This window comes from Phycisphaerae bacterium, from assembly GCA_018003015.1.
Classification (GTDB): Bacteria; Planctomycetota; Phycisphaerae; order UBA1845; family PWPN01; genus JAGNEZ01.
Genome location: JAGNEZ010000028.1, coordinates 22,911 through 38,308, shown reverse-complemented (window position 1 = coordinate 38,308; position 15,398 = coordinate 22,911). Strand labels below are relative to the sequence as shown.

Genomic DNA, 15,398 nt, shown 5'->3' with positions numbered 1-15,398 from the left:
GGCGAGAAGCCTTGCCGAGATCGACAGGCATGGCTAGGCTGCATCTATGCAACTCCTCAAGAACTGTCTCCTGCTGGCAATCACCCTGGGCGCCTGCCCCTGCTTCGCGAATAAGGCCGAACCCGATGCCAAGACCGTTCGAGCCCGCGACCTGCTGAAACTGCTCACTCGCGGCGAGTTCACAGAGTTCGTCGCCGCGGCCGACGAGAAGGTCAAGGCCGCGTTCAGCCCCCAGCAGGCCGAGCAGACCTGGACCGGAATCACCACCAAAGTCGGCCCCTACCGTTCCGAAGAGTCGGCCACATACGCCAAGGTCCCAGGAGCCCATGTGGTCCGCTTCGTCTGCCGGTTCGAACGCGGCAAGGCCACGCTGCGAATCGTCCTCGACGACGCGGATCGCCTGTCCGGCTTGTGGTTCGATGCCGTCGAGCCCGATGCCCCCTACCGGCCGCCCCCCTACGCCGATCCCAAGGCCTGCCGCGAAGAGAAGATCACCGTCTCCGCAGGACAGTTCCCACTGCCCGGCACCCTCACACTGCCAACCAGACCCGGCCCACACCCCGCCGTGCTGCTGGTCCACGGCTCCGGCCCACACGACCAAGATGAGACCGTCGCGGCAAACAAACCGTTCCGCGATCTCGCCCTCGGGCTGGCTTCCCGCGGCGTGGCCGTGCTCCGGTACCAGAAACGCACCCACCAGTACCCCACCGCGGTGAAACCGGAGGAGTGGACCCTCGAAACCGAGACCATCGAGGACGCCGTCGCCGCCGCCGAACTGCTGCGGAAACGCGCGGACATCGACCCCAAACGCGTTTTCCTCGCCGGCCACAGCCTCGGCGCCTTCGCAGCACCATTCATCGCCAGGCGAGACAGCAAGCTGGCTGGCATCGCCCTCCTGGCCGGCAACGCACGCTCGATCCTCGACCTGATCGATGAACAGACCGAGTATCTGGCCGGCCTCGACGGCTCCATCTCCGACGACGACCACAAGAGGCTCCGCATCCTCCGGGAAGCAACGGCCCTCATCCGCCAGGGCAAGACGGACGGCCTGACCGAGAAGGTCGGCATGCCCGCCACCTACCTGGCCCGCATGCACACGCTCAAACCCATCGAGGTGGCGGCGGGGCTGACCACCCCCATCCTCATCGCCCAGGGCGGCCGGGACTACCAAGTCACCAAAACCGATTTCGACCTGTGGAAGAAGACCCTCGGTACTCGCGAGAATGTCACCTTCAGGCTCTACGACAAGCTCAACCACCTGTTCATCCCGGGCAGCGGCCCGTCCACCCCCGCCGAATACGGCAAGCCCGGCCACGTGGATGTCCAGGTCGTCGCAGACCTCGCGGCCTGGATCGAGTCCGTTGCCGCAGACCGCAAGACCAAAGACGCTCCAGGCCACGATGAAACACAATGACTCCCCTCTCCAGGAAGACCGAAAGGAGAACCATGGCCCGACGACGAATCCATATGATCTGCAACGCCCATCTCGACCCCGTCTGGCTATGGGAATGGCAGGAAGGCGCCGCCGCTGCAATCTCCACCTTCCGCACCGCGGCCGATCTCATCGAGGAGTCCCCCGGCTTCGTCTTCAACCACAACGAGGTTATTCTCTACAAGTGGGTCGAGGAATATGAGCCCACCCTGTTCAAACGCATCCAGAAGCTCGTCCGCGAAGGTCGATGGCACATCATGGGCGGCTGGTATCTGCAACCCGACTGCAACATGCCTTCCGGCGAGTCCTTCGTCCGGCAAATCCTCATGGGCAAGACCTACTTCAGGGACAAGTTCGACGTCGAGCCAACCACCGCCATCAACTTCGATCCCTTCGGCCACACCCAGGGCCTCGTACAGATCCTCGCCAAAAGCGGCTACGATTCATATCTCTTCTGCCGACCGGACAGCCGCGACCTGACCCTCCCGAACCACGATTTCATCTGGCAGGGCTGCGACGGCTCCCGTGTGTTCGCCTCGCGGGTCGTGGGCTGGTACAGCTCGCAGCTCGCCAAGGTCGCTAGGAAAATCCACGACTGGCAAACGGACCATCCCAACCCCCACTTCGGGGCAATGCTCTGGGGCGTCGGCAACCACGGCGGCGGTGCCTCACGCGTCGACCTCAAAGCCATCCGCGGGCTGCAACGCACGCTCAGACACGTCGAGCTCCTCCACTCGACCCCCGAAGCCTATTTCAAAGAGGTCAGGAAGATCCGCGGTAAACTGAAGGTGGTCAATCGCGATCTGAACCCCTGGGGCGTCGGATGCTACACGTCCATGGTCCGAGTCAAGCAGCGGCACCGCCAGCTCGAGAACGAACTCTACACGACCGAGAAGATGGCCGCGACCGCCGCCAGCCAGCAACTCATGGCCTACCCGACGGCCGAACTGCACGACGCGGCCTGCGACCTCATGCACGGCGAGTTCCACGACATCCTGCCCGGCTCATCTATCCAGCCGGTCGAAGAGTCATCGCTGCGCCTGATGGACCGCGGACTCGAGATCCTCTCACGCGTCAAGGCCCGGGCCTTCTTCGCCCTGGCCGCCGGTCAGCCCAAGGCCAGACCCAACGAGATCCCTATCCTGGTCTACAACCCCCACCCCTACCCGGTGAAAACCATCGTCGAGTGCGAGTTCCAGCTGGCCGACGCTAACTGGAAGGACGAGTTCACCCTGCCCACCGTCTATCACGCGGGAAAGCCGGTCCCCTCTCAGGCCGAGAAAGAACTGAGCAACCTGCCGCTCGACTGGCGCAAACGCATGGTCTTCAATGCCGAACTCGCCCCTTCGCAAATGAACCGATTCGACTGCCGATTCAAGGTCCTGCCACGCAAGCCCCCTCCCAGACTCAGGGAATCCAACCGCCGCATCCGCTTCAAGACCAAGGAACTCGAAGTCATCGTCAACACCCGCACCGGCCTGGTCGACCGCTACCGCGCCAACGGCGTCGACTACCTCGGCCGCAATGCCTTTCAGCCCCTGGTCATGAAGGATAACGAGGACCCGTGGGGCATGACCGTCCGCAGCTTCCGCAAACTGGCCGGCCGCTTCAAGCTCCTGCCTCGCAAGCTCGGAACCCAATTCTCCGGCGTCACCCACGGCCAGCTGCCTTCGGTGCGGGTGATCGAAGACGGCCAGGTCCGCAGCGTGATCGAGGCCGTCTTCGGCTACCGCGATTCGTTCATCTGCCAACGCTACAAGCTGCCTAAACGCGGTACGGAAATCGAGGTCGAGACCCGCGTCCACTGGAACGAGAAGGACAAGATGCTCAAGCTGGCGGTCCCGACTACCGCCACCGCGCCCGAGTACCGCGGCCAGCTCGCCTTCGGCGTCGGCACCCTCCCAAAGAACGGCGAGGAGGCCGTCGCTCAGAAATGGGTGGCAGTGGTATCCAGAAAAGACAACCGGGCCCTGACCTGCATTAACGACGGCGTCTACGGCTCCGACTTCACCCCCACCGACGGCCTGCGGCTCACCCTGATGCGCTCACCGGCTTACTCCGGCCACCCGCTGCTCAAGCGAACCATCATGCCCCAGGACCGCTATAGCCCCCGTCAGGACCAGGGCGAGCGACTGTTCCGCTTCTGGCTGAACGGCGACCGCGCCGCCCGGCGGCTGGCCGCCATCGACCGCGAGGCCCTGGCCCGCAACGAGACCCCCTTCGCCCTGTCATTCAACCCGCCCGGCATGGGTAAACGACCCCAGCCCGGGGCGATCCTCGACGACGACATCGTCCAACTGAGCGCTTTCAAGCGAGCCGCCCGCGGCCATGACCTCATCGTCCGCCTGTTCGAGCCCACCGGACGTGAACGCGCTACCACCCTCTCCATCCCCTTCGCCGGCGCTCGCCAACAGGTGATCCTCCACGGCTTCGAAATCAAGACCCTGCGCGTGAACCCCAAGACCGGCAGAATGCGCGAGGTGAACCTGATGGAGCAGGACCACCGCAGGCGAAGAAGAACTACCGATGTTCCTTCGACATCGTGAAAGAGGTACCCGCCCTGCACCCGTCAACTCCGCCCCCCCCCCGACACCGTTCTCGTCGAGGCGATGCTTCGGCGCCCCTGTTCCTCTATTCCAGCCTCCACGGCGCCCGGTATTCGTACGACAGCAACTTGTTGGCCTCGGAATCGTTGGTGAACTGCTCCTTCTCCCCATCCCACGTCAGGTACCGACCGCGGTCGTACGCCAGATTCGCCAGCAGCGTGGTCGCCGTCGAACGATGCCCGATTTCGACCGGGCATACGCACGGCCTGCGCGTCTTGATGCAGTCCAGGAAGTTCCGCGTGTGGTCAGCCGTATCCGTCCGGCCCTTGAAGGTCAGGGCCTTGTCCGCCGGCCGGGTCGTGGCCCGAGCCTGCCTCGAGTTCCCCTGCCGGTTGCGCGGATTCAGCGCCGGGATCTCATCCGTCCGCACCGCCTCCGGAATGAGCTGCAGTGACTCCGAGCCGTCCAGCAGAATCGTCCCCTCCGTCCCCCGAAACTCGATATGAGCCGAACGCGGTGCCCCCTCCGAGGCGTTGGCATTGTACTGGCAGAAGGACACCAACGTCCCATTCGGATAGTTCCACACCACCTCCATCGTGTCCGGAATCTCCCGGTTGTCCTTGATCGTCCCCTTGCTGCCCACCGCGAACACGCCCCCAGGCGAATCCTGCCCGATCGCCCGCTGAATCACATCCAGCCAGTGCGTTCCAAAGTTGGTCAACTGCCCGCCCGAGTACTCCCGAAACCAGCGAAACCGATAGAAACACCGGTTCGGGTTGTAGGGCACCTTCCTCGCCGGCCCCAGCCACAAATCCCAGTCCAGGCCCGCCGGCGGATCACAGTCCGCCGGATTGCCGATCCCGTGCGGCCACTCATTGGTCAGATGAAAGCACCGGCAGGCCGTCACCTTGCCGATCGCCCCGCCCTGAATCAGCTCCGCGATCTTGGCACAGACCTTAGAGGACCTCCGCTGAACACCCATCTGGGTCACTCGGTTCGCACTCTTGGCCGCCTCGATCATCTTCCGCCCTTCATTCACCACCAGCGACAGCGGCTTCTCGACATACACATCCTTGCCCGCCGCACAGGCATCCACGAACTGCTTGGCATGCCAGTGGTCGGGCGTCGCAATAACCACCGCGTCGACGTCCTTGCGGTCCAACAACGCACGGTAATCCTTGGTCGTAAACAGCTCGCCGCCAACCTTCTCCTTGGCAAACTCGACATACGGGGCGTACACATCACACAAGGCCGCGATCCATGCATCCTTGTGAGGCCGAAAGGCGTCGATCAGCTGGTCGCCTCGGTTGCCCAAGCCAATCACCCCAAGACGGATTCGCTCATTGGCCCCGTGTACCTTCGCCGTGGCACTTCTGGCCGCCATACCCACACCCGCCGCCACAACGCCGACCGAAAACTGCCGCCTGGTCAACCTGCACCCCATGGTAGAATCCTCCCTCAAACGCCCAACCACCTCGACAAGACGAGAATAGCGCAACTATCGACAAGAATAAAGCTTAACGCCGTCCGACGCCAGCGGCCACCCCAACCCAGGAGATCAAGTGAAGTCCGTAAAAAAGGGCGTGCGGCACCCCATACTAATTGGCGCGGTCAAGGGTGCCGCAGCGAGTGGAAGATCGTATTCGGGGTCGGGTTCGACTCCCTCCTAGGCGCTGACAGAAGAAACCAACCCGGACGTTCAATTATACCTTTCGACCGGTGCGCTTCAAATCCTGAGCAGGACTTTCCGTGCAAATTCCCCAATAATTCCGCACTGTTTTGCAGATTCGGGACGCTTCACCCCACCACCAACTGCGTGTCGCGATGGAGCACACCCGCTGCGACAACCGCGCACCCGTTGCCCCCGGCAAGAAACCCCTGCCGGTCATGCTACTCCTCCTCCAGCACGTGACGGACCACGAGTGTCGTAATTCCGTCACAAGGAACCTAATCCTTTGAAAAACAGCAGGTTAGAATCGCGTCAGACGGCCGGACGAACGCCGGTGTCATGATGCCGGAGGGCATCTCACAGACACGCCCTCAACAGCTCAACCCCCCCTTCACTGCACATAATCGCAGCGTTCAGAAATGGTTACACCAACTCCGCCCCCGTCTGTTTTTCGCATCATCATCTCTGGACTGCCCACGCAAGAAGCCCTCCATCTCGCTCCCGCGTGGGGCGGAGCCATGAGCCCCAGCCGGGCCACCAGGATCGCGGCCGCCGCCCGCGTAAACCGAAAGCCCATCCAGTAACGGCATCCCCTCAGCCAGAGCCACCGCCAACCAACCGCTGACGACACTGTTCGCCCTCATCACAACTGTCCTCGATACACCTGACCCGCCGAAAAGCCCCTGTCCGAGACGCCACACCGTGTTCTTCCGGACGAGGCCAAGACCTCCAGGCAGCCCGCGAGAACTTGACCGACGAGTACCATTGCGGGACAGTGCTCTCACCACGCGAGGATGACCCTTGAAGGCGAAAACACTCCAGAACATTGCCGGCACGCAGCTTACGGCCAGATTGGTGGTTCGGGCAGCCGTGCTGCTCCCCCTGCTGGCGACCTACCTGACATCCTTCTGGGGGAACTTCGGCCAGCAATGGCCATCCTGGATCCGCGAACACTGCGGCTCCGTCATGCGCCAGGCCATGGACCTTTACGTCCAGCAGGTCACCATTCCTCCAGGAGGGTACATCTCGCACCACCGCGTCCTCTGGCTGGTCGTCGGCCTGGTGATGGCCGCCCTCCTCCCGCTCTCCCTGGCCGCCCTGACCGGACGCTCACCCGCCACGATGGGGCTGCGTCCGCCCAACCGGTGGGGATGGCGCATGGTCGTCCTGTCCGCCGGTCTCACCATCCCATTCGCCTTCCTCTTCGCCCAGGAACGAATCGCCATGGTAGCCCCACATCAACCCCCCGCCGGACTGCAACTCCTTGTCATGCTTGGAGTTTCCGTTCCGGAGCACATCTTCCTCACCGGCATCTGTTTGGCTTCGTTTTGTCAGGGCTGGCGAATCCCTACCCCCGCAAGGCTGGCCGCCGTGGAAGGCTCCCGCACCAAGAAGACCCTGCGATGGCTCGGTCTAGCCCAACCGACTGACCCCGGGCAACCACTGACCCGAAGAGCCTTGGCCTGGTGGGGACTGGATGGCCCTTCGCTTCTGGCCATCACCTGCGCCGGCCTCCTGTTCGGGATCATCCACGTGGGCGCCGGCCCCACCGAGCTGGCGAGTTCCTTCCCCGGTGGCATCGCCCTGTGCTATCTGGTCTGGCGAAGCGGTTCAATATGGCCGGGCTGGCTGATCCATGTTTTCCAGATGCTCATGGTCGCGACCTTCATTCTTGTGCCAGGGGGGGACTGAAACCGATACAAGGGTATGTCCTGTACTTGCCTCGAACCGAAGACGAATCCCATGACCAGCACGCCTGACCCTATGGACCTGCAGCTCAGCCGCGAGTGGCTCATCACTAACGACCGCGGAGGATTCGCCTCCGGCACCTGCGTGGCGATCCCCACACGGCGTTACCATGGACTGCTGATCGCTCCCGCTCGCCCCCCTCTGGAGCGATGGACGCTCCTGTCTGCCGTCCTGGAACGCGTCGGCGTCGGCGGACGAACCTGGGAGACCCCCGGCTTCGAATTCGCCGGCGCCTTTCATCCCCGTGGCTTCGAGCAGCAAACCCAGTTCGCGGTGAGCAACGCAGCCCCCCTGCCGTGGGTTCGTTTCGCCTATTCCTGGGGTCACCTGCGACTCACCAAGTCCATCTTCCTGCCCCACGGATGCGACGAAGTGGCCATCGCCTACCGCCTCGAAGGCCCGCCGCAGGCCCCCATCACCCTGGGCGTCGAGCCGTTCACCGGCATGCGCGACTTCCACGGCCTGACCCGGGCATTTGACCCCGGCTACCCCATCGAACCCCTCCAGAACGGCACTGTGGTCACCTTCGCCGGCGGTCCACGATTGCTGCTCCTGGCAGAACGCGGGCGGGGCGTGTGGGAGCTGCGCTTCGAGACCGAACCCCACTGGTGGCGACAATTCCATTACCGCGAAGAGGCCCATCGCGGCCAGGACTGCCAGGAAGACCTCTTCGTCCCCGGCTGGTTCCAGGCGTCAGGCATCGGAACGATCGAGATCACCGTCCGAGCCCGGGCCGAGTTCCCGTTCGTCAAACCCACGCCGCCACCACCCAAGTCCCCCGAGCCCGTCTCCGTCGACCTCGCTCGACCCCAAACTCAGTCCGTCGAGGAGCGACTTCGTGAGGCCGCCAAAGCCTTCGTCGTCCGCCGACGCCGCGCCGACGGTTCGTTCTCCACGACCATCCTCGCCGGCTACCACTGGTTCGGCGACTGGGGCCGGGACACATTCATCGCCCTGCCCGGCCTGCTGCTCGAAACCGACCGGTTCGCCGAAGCCCGGGAGGTCTTCGCCACCTTCGCCTCTGCCCAAAAGGCCGGCCTGATCCCCAATAAGTTCAGCGACTACGGCGACGGTTGCGACTACAACAGCGTCGACGCCAGCCTGTGGTACATCCATGCGGCCGACGCCTACTGTCGGGCCAGCGGCGACAAGACCGCCTGGAAGAACCTCCTCGGCCCGGTCTGCGAGCGAATCGTCGAGGCCTTCATCGCCGGCACCGATTTCCACATCCGCATGGACACCGACGCCCTGCTGTCCTGCGGCGACGCCACCACCCAGATTACCTGGATGGACGCTAAGTACGGCGATACCGTCTTCACCCCCCGACACGGCAAACCCGTCGAAATCAATGCCCTTTGGTACCATGCCCTCCGGATCCTGGCAGAGCGGTCATCGGGCAGCGCCCAGCGCCGAGCCGAGCGATTCGGCGAAATCGCCGATCATGCCCGCGGCTCGTTTCGTCAGCTCTTTTGGAACAATACCAGCCAATACCTGTACGACGTCGTCCGCGACGGCTACCGCGACCCGGCAGTACGCCCCAACCAGATCTTCGCCGTCAGCCTGCCGCACTCGCCGCTGCTCATCGAGCAGCAGCGAGCCGTGCTCGAACGCGTCGACCAGGAGCTGTTCACCCCATGCGGGCTACGCTCCCTCTCGCCCGAGGACCCGGCGTACCGCGGCCGGTGCGAGGGCAACCCCTTCGAACGAGACCGCGCCTATCACCAGGGCACCGTCTGGGGCTGGTTGATCGGCCCCTACGTCGAGGCCCACCTCCGCGTCCATGGCTTCTCCACCTCCGAACAGACCAGGATGCGGGCGGCACTCCGCGGACTCATCGACCATCTGGACCAGGCCGGCATCGGCCAGGTGAGCGAGATCTTCGACGGCGACCCGCCTCACACCCCACGCGGGTGCATCGCCCAGGCCTGGAGCGTCAGCGAACTGCTCCGCGCCTGGCGACTGACCGAGCCGGGATGACCGCACCCTTTCATCCTCGCCTCCACCTCCAGCCAACCTGGTATGCCGCTGGAATGGGAATGTAGGATTTATTAAGAGGGATTAGGAGTCATATGCGCGCCAGGGCGGCGGCGGAAAGGCACCGCGGCGGCCGATCGCGCCCCAATCCACGCCGAGTACGGCGGCCACAGCCCGGCCCGGCCACCACCCGGACCGACCTAGATCAGCTGAGGATCTGCGTGTAGAATGAAACCCGTGCCAAATGCGCGTCGTACCAACGATCGGGCTCCCGGTCGCCCATTCAGCTCTCGGAGGTCAACCATGAGATCGCGGATAACGCAGCTTGCCGTCGTGGTCGTGCTCTCTCTGCCCAGCGTGGGAGTACCCGCCGAACCGAAGGCGGCCAGTACACCCGCGCAATCCGAAGAGGACCGCCTCCGCCAGGATCTGCGGCGATGGAGCCTGGACCGCCTCATCAGCGGCTCCCCCAGCCTGGAAACATACACCCCGGCAGAACTCGCTGCCTACGCCGAGCTGCAGGCCCGCAGCCACGCGAACCGGCTGAAGAAAGAGTACCAGCTGACTCCCGAGCAGGAGAAGGTGGCCCGCAAGCGGCTGGACCAACTGAAGCAGGAATATCCGGCCTACTGGAAGAAGAACCAGGCCGAGCTCAGCAAGCTGAACGGGCAGATCAAACAGATGTCGAGAAACCGGAGCGCCCCGGCCGTCGCTGAGCAGATCCGCGAGTTGAGCCGACGCCGCACCCGGCTGATGACCGGCCACCCCCTCTACACCAGCGTGGTCAACGAGGAGATCGAGAGCCTGCTGCCCGAACAACAGGTCGCGGACGCCCAGGAGCGACAGGAGAAGAACACCGCGGAACGGCGCTCACTGCTCACCGCCGCAGTCGCGAACCGCACCCTCAGCCTCCGTTCCTCCACCACACGCCCCGCCCCCATCGTCCAGTTGCGGAGCAGAACCAGCAGTCCGTTCAGCTCCTGGCGGGCCTATGTGAACCTGTTCATCGACGCGTACGACCTCCATGACGACCAGCAGGCCAGGGCCGAATCCGTCCTCGAGGAGTTCGAGGATCGTCGCGACGACTATCAGGAGACACACGAGAAGGACTTCATGGCCCTGCGCAACACCAAGGACCTGGAGGCCCGATTCCGCAAAGGCGAAGAACTGCGGGCCCCAATCGCCAAGATGTACGAGGACATGGTCAGCCAACTTGAGGCCATCCCGACACCCGCCCAGCGAAAGGCCGCCGATGAGGCCGTCGCAGCCGCGAAGGCCGCCGCCGCCACCCGGCCAAGCGCGTCACGCCCTACCCCTCTCTCCCGCCTTCGCCTCGCAGCGAGCCGACCATCGGCTGATCGTCAAGGTGAGCCCGCGTCTCCCTGACAACTACGTTGCTCAGAAGCAACAAGGCCACCAGGTTCGGAACGGCCATGAGAATGTTCGCTATGTCGGCAAAGTCCCAGACGATGTTCAGCCTCAACGTCGAGCCGATCATGACCGCGACCACCCATAGGACGCGGTACGGAAGCGTTGAACGCGGGCCGAACAGGTACTCGCAGGCCTTCTCCCCGTAGTACGACCAACCCAGGATCGTCGAGTAGACGAAGGTCAACAGGCCAACCGCCAGCATCAAGGGACCAACCCTTGGAATCGACTCGAACGCCGCTCGGGTCAGAGCCGCACCATCCAGACCCTCTTGCCAGAAACCGGAGTTCACGATGACCAGGCCGGTTAACAGGCAGACCACGACGGTATCCCAGAAGGTACCTGTCGAGGAAACCAGGGCCTGACGAACGGGGTTGGTGGTCTGCGCGGCCGCAGCCACGATCGGGGCACTGCCCAAACCGGACTCGTTAGAGAACAGCCCCCGCGCCACCCCATACCGAATGGCCTCCTTGACCGCCGCGCCGGCGAATCCCCCAACGGCCGCATGACCCGTGAACGCGCTCTTGACAATCAGGACGATCGTGGCCGGCAACGTCGAGGCGTACATCACTAGCAGGGTGAGGCAGCCCAGAACGTAGAAGACGGCCATGAAGGGCACGAGGACCTCACACACCCGGGCAATGGAGCGGATCCCGCCGAGAAGGACAATCGCGGTGAGCAACGTCGTCACGCCGCCAGTGATCCAGGGCTGGATCCCCGCCGTCCGGTCGAGCATGTCCGCGATGGAATGGGCTTGAACCATGTTGCCAATGCCGAACGCAGCAATGGCCGTGAACAGGGCAAAGATCATACCCAGCCACCTGAGACCCAGTCCCCGCTCCAGAGCGTACATCGGCCCGCCGGCGAACTGGCCTTTGCTGGTCACGATTCGGTACTTCACCGCCAGCAGGGCTTCGCTGTACTTGGTGGCGATGCCGAACACGCCGGTCAGCCACATCCACAGCACCGCGCCCGGCCCTCCAGACGCAACCGCCGTGGCCACGCCGACGATGTTGCCCGTGCCAATGGTGGCCGCCAACGCCGTAGCCAGAGCCCCGAAATGGCTGATGTCGCCCTCACCTTCACGCTTCCGCTGAAACGAGAGTCGAATCGCCTTGCCGAGATGTCGTTGGATTCCCAGCCGCAACGTCAGGTAGACATGCGTACCGAACAGCAACACGAGCGTCGGGGGACCCCACAGAAAGGTGCTCGCCGCTTGGAGTCCTTGCTCGATGGCCTGGAGATAAGGCCCCATCGCGTGGTACCAGGATTGCAGCAGCTCCATGAATCGCTCCCGTCGCCGACGCTCCCGTCGCGGCCCGACCAACAGACCTGGAAAAGACCCTCGAGACTGACGCGGCGTTCGGCAGTCAGCCTCCCGCCGTCCGCGGCCAGCACCGGTTCATCGGCAAGAGCCCCATGGCTGACTGCTGATCCCTTACCGGGCCTCTCCTACTCTCCATCCGTTACTTGTCATCCGTCTTGCCGATGCAGTACAGCGTGGTTGCCGTTCGGATGAACAAGTCCTTTCCCCCCACCGCGATGGATGACAAGGTGTATCCGCCGGGAAGTTGATGACTGCCCAGGATCTTGAACTCCGGCCCGGCCGATACCATCGTGGTCTTGCCGTCCTCGCCGGTCGCGTAGATCCGGCCGTCGGCCAGCAGGGGCGAGGCGCTGAACGTGCCCCGGGCCACTCGCTGCCGTGTGTAGTAGGGCTTGCCGGTCTTGGCGTCCAGACAGCTGAGCACGCCACTGTCGTGGAGAATGTACAGGTACTTGCCGTCGGTGACGGGGGAAGGCACATCCGCGGCCAACTCGCTGGTCCACAGCGTGTGCGTGCCGGTCACGTCCCCGGTCCCGCCCCCTCGACATGCAACCATCGGCCCGTTGCGAATCACCGCGTAGGCTACGCCATCAACCGCAACCGGTGAGCCGACCGCTCGCCAGACCGTCTCCCTTCGGGGATTCAGCCCGCCGCACCGCCAGATCTCCTTGCCGGTCTTCGGATCGTGGCCGGTGATGTACGCGCCGCCGCTGACGATCAGCTCGGCGTGGTCGCGGTACTTCAACAGGGTGGGCGTGGTGTACGCATCCTGAGACTCCTCCGGGGCGTCCGTCGGGCGCTCCACTCGGTAGACCGTCTTGCCTGTAGCCGCATCCAGACCGAGCAGGTAGGAAGGAGCCTGGGTCTTCTTGCCGTGCAGGACCTCGATGATCAGCAGTCCGTCAACGAGCACGGGTGACGACCCGTGACCCCAGAGCTGACCGAACTGGCCGTAGTCCTTCTGGATGTCGCGATCCCAGACCGGCCGGCCCTCGACGTCAAGACACTTGACCTTGCCCGTACCCGTCATCACCCAGACGTGCCGTCCGTCCGCCACCGGCGAAGGCGAACTCATGTTGTGTTTGGCTTCATGGGCATTGTCGTCCGACACCCGGTGCTCCCACAACCGCGCGCCGTCCTTGCGGGCCAGGCAGATGAGCAGTAGATCCTTGCCTTCCTTGGCGAGCTTGACACCCAGGCTGCTGCGGGTCGGGGCAACCTGACCGTCCCTGGCTGAACTCGGCGACATGACGAAGACGCGATCACCGAACACGATCGGGCTTGACCCGCTCCAGGAGGGCAGCGCAGCCTTCCACTTGACGTTCCCCGTGTCCGACCAGCTCGTCGGCAGACCGGTCGAGTCGCTGGTGCCGTCCAGATTCGGTCCGCGCCATTGCGGCCAGTTCTCACCCCCCAGGGCGGAACCGGCCAGGAGCGTCGACGACACCAGGAATACAGACGTTCTACTCATGAACGGAATCTCCCGAATCGTTGCTGATGGGCCGTGGCGCAACGGGCCGTACGGCTGCGTTCGCCGAAAGGACCATAATCCAAGCGGACCAAGTCGGCAAGGTCGGCAGGCCCGCAAGGACACCGACGAGTGGATCACCGCCCGGCGGTCCCCGCCAAGGTCAAGCCGGATGAGCCGGGCCATGAACAAAGCCAGAAGGCGAAACCTGCCTGCCCAATCGAGGCATGTCGCCCCAAGAACCCGGTGACCCACAGCCCACCATCCACCTCTACCGTGGCGATGCATAACCTGGAGATAGTCTCACTGGATGCAGCTCGAATCGGGTCGATAGGCCGCTCCGCTCGAGCATCGGCGGAAGACAGCCAGGTCCTGCTGGTCCACATCGGAATCCCTGTCGAGGTGGGCATCGGCGCAGCGCGGGTCATTCTGTGGGTCACGTGAACCCGAGAGGCAGGCCTGGAGATGTCCGAAATCCTCCTGGTCCACATCCCCGTCGTCGTCGAAATCCCCAGCGTAGAAGGGATACGGCCTGACGGCGACCGTCTTGCGGAAGACGGCGCTGTGTCCGCCACTGTCGAACCACTCGCTGCCGTCCTTCATCTGCCAGCTGATTTCGTAATCCCCGAACGGCGTATCCGCTGACACGCTGACGGTGAAGGGGAAAGTGCATTCCCGGCCAACGTCGATCTGGCAGGGATTGGTGTAGACCTCGTAGTAGGGGTATGGAATCAGCTTGTGGGCTATTGGCCCAGCAGTCTGCCCTATGGTCAGCATGGTTCCCGCCGGCCAGCACAGCCAGGCCTCGAGGCCGGAGTTGTGCATGGTCACGCTGCATTCATAGATCGTGCCCGGCACCATCGCTCTCGGGATGGTGTCGCTGACGAACTCTCCTCTGTTTCTGAGCAGCGGCTGTAGCCCCTCGTACCAGACCGCTGCCATTTTCTGGTAACCGCTGGGATTGGGATGAACAGAATCGGCCAGGTCACCGGGATAGGAAAGGGCCGATTCGTGGTCAACCACCACCAGCCGATCACCTGCGGCGATCCGGGCGGCAGCCATGGACGCGATCGAGGTGTTGAGGGCGGTGGTCTCCAGGCCCAGAGCATCCAGGGAGTTGCTGCGGTTGATGATACGGGCCAGGACGACGGTAATGGGGGTGCCGTGGTTCGTCTCGTACGAGTCGACGAAATCCAGGATCTCCCCGATCTCGGTCACCGTGCCGGGCGCCTGTTGCCCCTGGGTGATGTCGTTAGTGCCGATGTGAAGAAGAATGATGTCCGGGGGCGCGGCCGTTAGCCAACCGGGAATGCTGTCCCGTATCTGGTCAGCCCGCCAGCCGCTGTGCCCTTCATGGTTGCGGTCCGTGATCGTGCCCCCGATCTGGCTGCCGACAAAATCCACCGCGGACGTCGTGCTGATGAGCATCTGATAAAGGGGGCCGCGATAGCCCCCGTTGCTATCGTCGCCGACTCCCACGGTAATGGAATCGCCCAGCGGCATGATCCGTATGGCCGTGGCCTCAACGCCGGTACCGGCGAGCAAAGTGAGCAGAGACGAGCCCGCGAACAGCTGTCGAAGCAGCAAGAGCGACAACCTGACCAATCGCCGGTTCTTCAGGCCATGGAATCCGTAGGCTCGCATACGCCTTCTTCCCCCAAACGAACGGTGCTGGCTGCAGTGACCCGCGGGCACAGGCTCAGTTTCCTGATCGCATTCCTGCGAAGTAATGATAACTGGAAAGTACCCTCAGCGACAGTCAACTTCCACCAAGCCAAGGGATCGATGCTCCGCGCCCCAATCAC

General features: G+C 63.8%; 9 protein-coding genes. 5 read left to right on the top strand and 4 right to left on the bottom strand.

Translation table 11 applies throughout. From position 1 onward, the window contains the following. Window positions 1-46: 46 nt before the first annotated feature. Both KA354_13595 and KA354_13590 read left to right on the top strand, forming a co-directional pair. Complete coding sequence (locus KA354_13595) at window positions 47-1,414, top strand: alpha/beta fold hydrolase (protein ID MBP7935675.1); 1,368 nt, start codon at window positions 47-49, stop codon at window positions 1,412-1,414. Beyond that, window positions 1,411-3,978 (top strand): alpha-mannosidase, encoded by a 2,568-nt coding sequence (locus KA354_13590; protein ID MBP7935674.1) that lies wholly within the window; start codon window positions 1,411-1,413, stop codon window positions 3,976-3,978. The genes KA354_13595 and KA354_13590 overlap by 4 nt, the downstream gene beginning before the upstream one ends. Window positions 3,979-4,063: 85 nt before the next feature. On the opposite strand, the gene KA354_13585 is transcribed toward KA354_13590, so the two are convergent. Then, window positions 4,064-5,422 carry a Gfo/Idh/MocA family oxidoreductase gene (locus KA354_13585; protein ID MBP7935673.1) on the bottom strand — a complete coding sequence of 453 codons (1,359 nt, stop codon included), beginning with the start codon at window positions 5,420-5,422 and terminating at the stop codon, window positions 4,064-4,066. 1,026 nt (window positions 5,423-6,448) lie between these two features. Here KA354_13585 and KA354_13580 point away from each other — a divergent pair. From KA354_13580 to KA354_13570, 3 genes are all read left to right on the top strand, one after another. After that, the gene (locus tag KA354_13580) at window positions 6,449-7,339 is read left to right on the top strand and encodes a CPBP family intramembrane metalloprotease (GenBank protein ID MBP7935672.1); all 891 of its coding nucleotides are present in this window, start codon (window positions 6,449-6,451) and stop codon (window positions 7,337-7,339) included. A 51-nt stretch (window positions 7,340-7,390) separates the two neighbouring features. Further along, window positions 7,391-9,373, top strand: coding sequence for a glycogen debranching enzyme family protein (locus KA354_13575; protein MBP7935671.1), 1,983 nt, complete (start codon window positions 7,391-7,393; stop codon window positions 9,371-9,373). 300 nt (window positions 9,374-9,673) lie between these two features. Next, window positions 9,674-10,756, top strand: a complete 1,083-nt coding sequence (locus tag KA354_13570; GenBank protein ID MBP7935670.1) for a hypothetical protein — start codon at window positions 9,674-9,676, stop codon at window positions 10,754-10,756. Here KA354_13570 and KA354_13565 read toward each other — a convergent pair. The 3 genes from KA354_13565 to KA354_13555 form a co-directional block, all read right to left on the bottom strand. Continuing rightward, entirely contained in the window at window positions 10,680-12,053 is a 1,374-nt protein-coding gene (locus KA354_13565; GenBank protein MBP7935669.1) for a sodium:alanine symporter family protein, read from the bottom strand. The genes KA354_13570 and KA354_13565 overlap by 77 nt on opposite strands. Before the next feature lie 211 nt (window positions 12,054-12,264). Continuing rightward, window positions 12,265-13,596 (bottom strand): PQQ-like beta-propeller repeat protein, encoded by a 1,332-nt coding sequence (locus KA354_13560; protein MBP7935668.1) that lies wholly within the window; start codon window positions 13,594-13,596, stop codon window positions 12,265-12,267. A gap of 300 nt (window positions 13,597-13,896) precedes the next feature. Further along, window positions 13,897-15,237, bottom strand: coding sequence for a hypothetical protein (locus KA354_13555; GenBank protein ID MBP7935667.1), 1,341 nt, complete (start codon window positions 15,235-15,237; stop codon window positions 13,897-13,899). Window positions 15,238-15,398 lie beyond the last annotated feature (161 nt).

Excerpts from the sequence above, each read along its gene's own strand:
- KA354_13555 (MBP7935667.1), bottom strand. The coding sequence starts at position 15,237 with ATGCGAGCCTACGGATTCCATGGCCTGAAGAACCGGCGATTGGTCAGG.
- KA354_13595 (MBP7935675.1), top strand. The coding sequence starts at position 47 with ATGCAACTCCTCAAGAACTGTCTCCTGCTGGCAATCACCCTGGGCGCC.
- KA354_13565 (MBP7935669.1), bottom strand. The coding sequence starts at position 12,053 with ATGGGGCCTTATCTCCAGGCCATCGAGCAAGGACTCCAAGCGGCGAGC.
- KA354_13575 (MBP7935671.1), top strand. The coding sequence starts at position 7,391 with ATGACCAGCACGCCTGACCCTATGGACCTGCAGCTCAGCCGCGAGTGG.
- KA354_13590 (MBP7935674.1), top strand. The coding sequence starts at position 1,411 with ATGACTCCCCTCTCCAGGAAGACCGAAAGGAGAACCATGGCCCGACGA.
- KA354_13560 (MBP7935668.1), bottom strand. The coding sequence starts at position 13,596 with ATGAGTAGAACGTCTGTATTCCTGGTGTCGTCGACGCTCCTGGCCGGT.
- KA354_13570 (MBP7935670.1), top strand. The coding sequence starts at position 9,674 with ATGAGATCGCGGATAACGCAGCTTGCCGTCGTGGTCGTGCTCTCTCTG.
- KA354_13585 (MBP7935673.1), bottom strand. The coding sequence starts at position 5,422 with ATGGGGTGCAGGTTGACCAGGCGGCAGTTTTCGGTCGGCGTTGTGGCG.